This window comes from Anaerolineae bacterium, assembly GCA_016931895.1.
GTDB lineage: Bacteria > Chloroflexota > Anaerolineae > 4572-78 > J111 > JAFGNV01.
This window is the reverse complement of the sequence record JAFGDY010000033.1, coordinates 1-7,267: the sequence shown is the minus strand read 5'-3', so window position 1 is coordinate 7,267 and position 7,267 is coordinate 1. Positions and strand designations below refer to the sequence as shown.

At 52.6% G+C, this 7,267-nt stretch carries 7 protein-coding genes; all 7 read right to left on the bottom strand.

Annotated features, from left to right (window positions below; all coding sequences use genetic code 11):
* Nucleotides 1-311 (bottom strand): hypothetical protein (locus tag JW953_02795; protein MBN1991604.1); only part of this gene is annotated, 311 nt, incomplete at its 3' end.
* Between the two features lie 172 nt (nucleotides 312-483).
* The gene (locus tag JW953_02790) at nucleotides 484-1,506 is read right to left on the bottom strand and encodes a LacI family DNA-binding transcriptional regulator (protein MBN1991603.1); all 1,023 of its coding nucleotides are present in this window, start codon (nucleotides 1,504-1,506) and stop codon (nucleotides 484-486) included.
* Between the two features lie 298 nt (nucleotides 1,507-1,804).
* Entirely contained in the window at nucleotides 1,805-2,656 is an 852-nt protein-coding gene (locus JW953_02785; GenBank protein MBN1991602.1) for a response regulator, read from the bottom strand.
* A gap of 41 nt (nucleotides 2,657-2,697) precedes the next feature.
* Nucleotides 2,698-4,479, bottom strand: coding sequence for a response regulator (locus JW953_02780; protein ID MBN1991601.1), 1,782 nt, complete (start codon nucleotides 4,477-4,479; stop codon nucleotides 2,698-2,700).
* A 159-nt stretch (nucleotides 4,480-4,638) separates the two neighbouring features.
* On the bottom strand, nucleotides 4,639-5,079 hold the full coding sequence (locus JW953_02775) for a response regulator (protein MBN1991600.1): 441 nt from the start codon (nucleotides 5,077-5,079) through the stop codon (nucleotides 4,639-4,641).
* Nucleotides 5,080-5,193: 114 nt separating this feature from the next.
* A complete protein-coding gene (locus tag JW953_02770) occupies nucleotides 5,194-6,432 on the bottom strand; it encodes a choice-of-anchor D domain-containing protein (protein MBN1991599.1) in 1,239 nt (412 codons plus the stop codon).
* A gap of 454 nt (nucleotides 6,433-6,886) precedes the next feature.
* Nucleotides 6,887-7,168 carry a helix-turn-helix transcriptional regulator gene (locus JW953_02765; protein ID MBN1991598.1) on the bottom strand — a complete coding sequence of 94 codons (282 nt, stop codon included), beginning with the start codon at nucleotides 7,166-7,168 and terminating at the stop codon, nucleotides 6,887-6,889.
* Nucleotides 7,169-7,267: the final 99 nt, after the last annotated feature.

Sequence of the window (7,267 nt, the reverse complement as noted above, 5' to 3'; positions counted from 1 at the left end):
GGCCCATCAACCACAACTGTGGTGCCAGCGTATTCGCCGGCTACCGCCTTCTCCAAAAATCCCCCGGGGGGCATGGGGAAGGTTGCTTCGGCCATTGGTTCAGAAGCAGCCGGTTCTTCGGCGGCCGGCTCTTCGGCGGCCGGCTCTTCGGCGGCCGGTTCTTCGGCGGCCGGCTCTTCGGCGGCCGGCTCTTCGGCGGCCGGCTCTTCGGCCGGCTGTTCAGGGGCAGGTGTTGCCCCGCCAGCGCAAGCCACTACCAGAGACATCACCAAAATGGCGGTGATGATTAACCATAAATTTTGGCTCTTCATTAATATCCTCCTTAATATTAAGTAACAACTATTTTTTTACACTTTTTAAAAACTACCATATTTATTTGGAATTTGAGTCTACTGATTTTGATATATCACCTCCTTTCAAAAATGCCAAGCAGTAGATATGTACGCACCCTCCCATGGGGGGTGTGGTACTCCAGGCAAAATCCTAACCGGACGAATCTCGCACCACCAACTCTGTTTCCAACAAAACTCGCCGGCCTGGCTCAACCTCCTGCAAAATCAGGTCAAACAAAAGCTCACCGGCCTTGCGGCCCAAGTCGGCGGCCGGCAGGCGGACCGTGGTCAGGGGGGGATAAAAGAAGCGGGAGAGGGGAACGTCGTCAAAACCAACCACGGCAATGTCGTCGGGTATTTCCAATTGATGTTCGTGGATGGCGGCCATTGCGCCAAAGGCCACCACATCACTGGCTACAAAAACAGCCGTAGGGAGAGGGGATTCTTGTAAAAGAGCCGTCATCGCCTCAAAGCCGCTTTCCGGGCTGTAGTTGCCATAACGCACCAATGTTTCATCAAAGGGGATATTGGCTTCGGCCAACGCTTCCTGGTAGCCAAGTAAGCGTTCAGCCGGAGCAATAAATGAAGGGGAGGCATTGGTGATACACCCAATCCGGGTGTGGCCCAACGATAATAAATATTCAACCGCCGTGCGGGCCGCAATTCGATTATCAACATCAACAGAGCAAATTTCCACGTCGGGCAGATGACCAATCAGCACCACCGGGAATCCTTCTTCGGTCAGGGCTTGGAGGTCCCTATCATCTGAGCGAGGCACGGAGAGGATAATGCCGTCAATGCGTTTGGCCCGGGCCAGGTTGAGGTAAGCGTCTTCCCGTTCCCAATTCTCCACCGAATCAAGCAATAAGCGAATACCGTGGCGGCGGACAACGTCTAATAATCCATCTACAATTTGCAAGAGAAAATCATCAGAGCTGAGGTGGTGATAACTGCGGGCAAAGACCAAGCCAATAATGCGCGTTCGGCGACTGGCCAGGGCTTGAGCGGTGGCGTCGGGCACATAGTCTAATTCCTGGGCCGCAGCCAGCACCCGCTGGCGCGTTTCTTCGCTGATGCGCATGCCTTCTACTTCGTTAAGCACAAAAGAGACGGTAGTTCTAGAAACCCCCGCCCGTTTAGCCACGTCACGGCTGGTCACCCGACGTTTAGCCACTTCTCCTCCTTGGATGGGCTTAATTAACGTTGTCAGGAAGTTTTATCGGCGTAACATGTGTTAGTAACGCGCGTTACTAACACGTGTTAATTATAGCGAAAATAGATTTTTTTGTCAAGAGTTTTGGAGAATTTTTTAAGATAGGATTTACGCACATTCCAGAGGTGGCAATTACTTTGATGAATTTTTAGAAATTAATCCGGTAATGTAGGGGCGTACCCTTGGGGTCGCCCCGGAGGACAGGCGCAAGGCGCCGTCCCTACGATTACCGACTGTCACCTCTGGGAGGGGAATATTTTTAAGAAATAGACTCGTGGCCTTTGGCGGGAAGCCGGTAAAAAATTTGTCCGGCCTTTTGCACCTGTTCCACCTGTTTCTCTTCTATCATCATTTGCAGCCGGGCCAGGGTATTGCTTTCTGGCAAGTTCACTGCTGCGGCCAGGTTTGCCAGGTTTGCCTGGTTCAACCTGGCCAGGGCGCTCAGAATATCTTGCCGGCGTTCCTCCATTTTTTGATAAAGGTCAGGGTAGAGTTCCTTCAGGCAAGCGGGGCAAAGGCCGTGGCTAAAATCGGCCTCGGAGTGTTGGTGGATATATTCTTCAACCTGCTGCCAATATCCTTCGTCGTTGCGTATTTTTTTGCAGTTGGAACAAATGGGCAGCAAGCCTGAGAGTAACTTAACCCTGGCCAGCGCCGCTTCAAGCTCGTTATTTTTTTCTTGCAGTTGCTGGTTTTTCTGTTCCAGTTTTTTTTGTAGATTACGAATGGTCAAGTGAGTTTTGACCCGGGCCAGCACTTCTTCCACCTGAAAGGGCTTGGTAATATAGTCCACCCCGCCAATAGAAAAAGCCGCCACCTTATCCAATAACTCATCAATGGCGCTGATGAAGATAATGGGAATATCGCGGGTCCGTTCATCCGCCTTAAGCCGGCCGCACACTTCATAACCATCTATCTCCGGCATCATGATGTCCAGCAAAATCAAATCGGGCGGTTCGGCCAGGGCCGCGGCCAGGGCCAGCCGGCCATTGGTGGCCGGCCGGATTTTATAGCCATATTCGGCCAACATTTTGACCAGCAGGCGTAAATTAGCCAGGGTATCGTCAACAACCAAGATATTTGCCTGGGGGGTGTCCATTTGATTATTCATAATGATTCTCTTTAAGGAATATGCCATAGCGCGCCCCGCCGCTATTTTTCCGTCAATTCCTCCACCCCTTCCCAATCAGGCGGAACGCCGTATTGATTAAAATGCGTGGCTCGCTTGAGATAAAAACGGGCCGCTTTGTCGGCGGGGTTATGCTTGAGCACCTGCTCAAAATGGGTCCTGGCTTGAGCAAATTCCTGGCCGTGGTAATGAAGCAAGCCCTTTTCAAAATCTTCCAGCGTTTTTAATTTCAGGTCCGCTATTTCCGGCGGGCAGCCGTCTAAAATTTCAAAAACCGACACCGCCTCTGTTTTGCCCTTAACCTGAACCCGGTCCAAAAAGCGGAAGCGGTAGCGCGTCGGCTGGTCGAGGCTGAATAAAGAATTCTGGCTGATAACAATACCCGCGCCATACAGTTTGGTCAAACCTTCCAGCCGAAAAGCCAAGTTGACGGCGTCGGAGATGACGGTGCTTTCCATGCGCTGGGCCTCGCCAATAGTGCCCAACATAAGCAAGCCCGTATGCAGGCCCACCCCAATCTGGATAGGTCGGTAGCCTTGCTCCTGACGATGCCGGTTATAATGCAACACCTCTTGCTGTATGGCAATGGCCGCCTGCAAGGCGTCTTCAATTTTTTCGGGAAAAAGGGCCATCATGGCATCGCCAATATATTTATCAATAAAACCGTGGTGCTGCCTGATGATAGGGCTGACCCGCTGGAGGTAAGCATTGAGGAAGTTGATATTATCTTGCGGACTCATTGTTTCCGAGAGGCCGGTGAAATCGCGAATATCTGAACAGAGTACGGTCATTTCTTGCTGGGTCTGGTCGCCCAGGTTGACCTCCACAATGCTTTCGTGCCCCAGAAAATATAAAAATTCATACGGCACAAAGCGGCCCAGGGCCAGGTTGGTTTTGGCCAATTCGGCCGTGCGTTCTTGCACCCGCTCTTCCAGTTTGTCGTGCGCCTGTTGCAGGGCGTCTTCGGCGGCTTTGCGCTGGGTGATATCCCGCGAAACGGCAATGATTTCAACCACCATCCCCATTTTGGGATCGCGGACAATGCGGTGGGTGGTTTCCAGCCAAATATAACCGCCATCTTTGCACCGCGCCCGGTACGTGATGGTGGAAACCGCCGGCCATTGTTCGACAAACTGATTGAGTTCCCGGATGGCCGGCAAATCCTCGGGATGAACAAACTCTTGGGCGCTGCGGCCGATGATCTCTTCCATCTCGTAGCCCAGCAAGGTGCGGCAGGCCGGAGACACGTAACGATAAACGCCCTGCGGGGTTTGGGTGGAGATCATATCGGTGGAGTTTTCGGCCAGCAGGCGGTAGCGTTCTCTGCTTTCGCGGAGGGCGTCTTGCACCCGCATCCGCCTTAAATTTTCTTTTTGTAATGCTTCATTTTGGGCTTGCAGCTCTTTTTGCAGCCTGTGCATGGCCAGGTGCGTTTCTACCCGGGCCAGCACCTCGGCCACTTGAAAAGGTTTGGGAATGTAATCCACGCCGCCCACGGCAAAGGCCTTAACTTTATCGGCCACGTCGCTCATGGCGCTGATAAAGATGATGGGGATGTCGCGGGTGCGCTCGTTGGCCTTCAGTTGGGCGCACACCTCATAGCCGTCCAGTTCCGGCATCATAATGTCCAGCAGGATCAGGTCGGGGGGTTCGGTTTGGGCGGCAGACAGGGCCATGCGGCCGGTGGTGGCCGGCCGAATTTTATAGCCATGCTCGGCCAGCATTTTGGCCAACAGGCGTAAATTGGCCAGGTTATCGTCAACAACCAGGATGCCGGCCTGGGCCATTACCGTTTGCTCGCTCATTTGGGTGTTTTCCGGGAGTTTGGACATGCTGAATTAATCATACGTGGGTTAGTCAAATTTTGCAATTGCTTTGGGCGAAGGGGATTTTCCAATTCTGTAGCCACTGAATTAAGGGGGGATACAGAAGCGTTAGAGGGGGATAGACCCGCCGGGCCGGGACTATTCCTCTCCCGGTACGGCCTGGTTATCCTCAAGCTGGCGGCGCAGCCGATACAGGGCCAGGTGAGTTTCCACGTGGGCCAGCAGCTCGTCCACTTGAATGGGTTTGGCGATGTAGTCCGCCCCGCCCGCGGCAAACGCGGCGGCTTTATCGGACATATCGTTTAAGGCGCTCATAAAGATGACGGGGATGGCCCGGGTGCGGGCGTCGGCTTTTAGCCGGCGGCACACTTCAAAGCCATCCATTTCGGGCATCACCACATCCAGCAGAATCAAATCCGGGGGCATGGCCCGGGCCGCGGCCAGGGCCAAACGCCCGTCCGGCGCGGGCCGGACCTTGTAGCCCCGCCCGGCCAAGAGCGTCACCAACAAACGCAGGTTGGCGGGGTTATCATCTACTACCAAAATGTCGGCCTTGGCCGGTGGAGAGGATGGTTTCATCGGCGAATCCGCTCAAAGACCCTAAAGGTTGGCCAGGCCTTTAGGGTCTGTATCTGGATTTTTCTTGCGCCCAAACCGGGTTTGGGCGCAAGTTATGCTTTTAGGTTACGTTACCTACTCGCAGTAGCAATCTGCTGTTGCCGAAGTTGTTGGACATATACAAGGTTTGAACATTACCGGGATGTATAAATAGTGAATCAGTTGTCCATTACAAAGCAGTGGATAAGTTGTGGATCCGCTCGGGGCGTCGTGCCTGATGATCAACGAAGCGCGGCGCGCCTCGGCGCCGGTACTGGGCGTGCATTGAATGGTGACATTTACATTAGGGCCGCCATCAATGATGCTAAACGGAAAGGTAGGAGCGAGAATACTGAAATCATCAGGATTGTCTCCCCGGATAGAGTAGCTATTTACGGTTAGCGGTAAACTACCCGTTTCGCTAATCACCAGCGTAGTGGTAACGGATGAACCCACCGTGGCATTGCCTACGTCAATGGTTTCGGCTGGGGCAGGATTGGAGCCATAACCCTTGTTGGTAAAACGAGTAGCGTGTGAGCGCGTCACCGAGCCGCTGGCAGGCACACTGAAACTCCAACTAATGGCCATGCCGTTATCATATATGCCCCCAGAACCATTATCTGTTTTGACCGTGTCCGGCAGGGCGGTGCGGGATTTAATGGCGTTAAAAACTGCGCTGTAACCGTTTACAATATAATTAGCCGTATCAGGCACAATGGGTAAAAATTGTTCGGTGATATCGGCCGGTACGTTATTGGGGGTTTTGGTGCAAGCGACGCCAGTAGCATATACGCCAGCGGCGGGAACCTGCCACCCATACCCTGCATCTCCCCCCCCTACGGCGCAGTCCAGGCCGCGGTAAAGAATGACACTAATGGGCGAGCCGGTGGTATTATTAACCTGGATAGTGGTGGTATACATTTCTTGGCCGGTCACATAACTATCTGTATGCACAAGGCGCAACCCTGTTGTCCCCGCATCTACCGTGGTCACAATAGTGAAAGGGCTTCCAATTGTGCCGTCGCCGGTCACCCCGGTTTGGCTGACCAGGGTAAAAGCAGTGGCCCCAGAAACAACTGGCGGACCATAGAGGGTACTGCCTACGGCTAAAAAGGTACCAAAGGAGCCTGGATTCCCTCCATATATCTGGTTTCCACCACTATGACTAACCTGGAACTGTAGTTTATCATCTACATAAATGGAAAGGGGATTAGAATTGATAGTGAGGGCGGCCGCATAAGCCACCCCGGCCGCTAATAGCGTAATTATCACTACCACTAAGAATAGCGCACTTGGCTTGGGGTGAAACAATTTAGAAAACATTTTAGAAAACATTATTAACCTCCTTAAGGTAAATAGTTTTTAGAAACCTGCCAGATCTTTTTAAAGTAGAACCTACGCACGCAAAGGTGACAGTCACTTACGAAGTGACTGTCACCTCTAATACGTAACTCCTATAAAAATAAAAAAGGGCAATGAATGTATTGAAAGGATGACGCCGGGCGCAAGCCTTAATCCGTTTAGCGTAAAATGGGCTAAGGTTTGCGCCTGATCAGGGCCGCCGTTGCTGCCTCGCCGGCGGCGATAAGGTACAGGTGGTTAGCCTGTACCTCCTCCTCTCAACTTTCATTGTCCAATGTTAAAAGGATAACACTTTTAAAGGGGGTTGTCTATCGGAAAAATCTGATTTTTTATCAGAAAAATCTGATTTTGGGGGGGAGGGTAGAGGCGAGGCAAGACGGAATAAAGGTTGTTGTTAACCGTACCTTCTCTCCGTCTTGCCTCGCCCCTACCCCATGATCTCCGCCGCCAGGCGCACCAAATCGGCCAGGCTATTTGCGCCAAGTTTTTGCATAATGTTGGTGCGATGGGTAGAAACGGTTTTGGCCGAAATAACCAGCAACTCGGCAATGTCGGTGTTGCTTTTGCCTTCCACCAACAGGTTCAGCACTTCGCGCTCGCGGGCGCTCAGTTGCAGCAGGGAGGAGTCGAGCAGAACCTGTTGGTCATCGGCGGGGGCGTTCAGGGACGTTGCATGCAAGGTTGTTTGCACGTGCTCAAACAGGGCCAGGCTGCGGTGTAGGTACTCGACTTTTGCAGGAGAATAGGAAAGGGAAAAAAGGGATAAAAAAGGGGCAAAATAGTTGGGATTGAAGGGCTAGCAGTTGGT

Bases quoted from the DNA above. Each gene is read 5' to 3' on its own strand.
- JW953_02785 (MBN1991602.1), bottom strand. From the start codon at position 2,656: ATGAATAATCAAATGGACACCCCCCAGGCAAATATCTTGGTTGTTGAC.
- JW953_02780 (MBN1991601.1), bottom strand. From the start codon at position 4,479: ATGAGCGAGCAAACGGTAATGGCCCAGGCCGGCATCCTGGTTGTTGAC.
- JW953_02775 (MBN1991600.1), bottom strand. From the start codon at position 5,079: ATGAAACCATCCTCTCCACCGGCCAAGGCCGACATTTTGGTAGTAGAT.
- JW953_02770 (MBN1991599.1), bottom strand. From the start codon at position 6,432: ATGTTTTCTAAAATGTTTTCTAAATTGTTTCACCCCAAGCCAAGTGCG.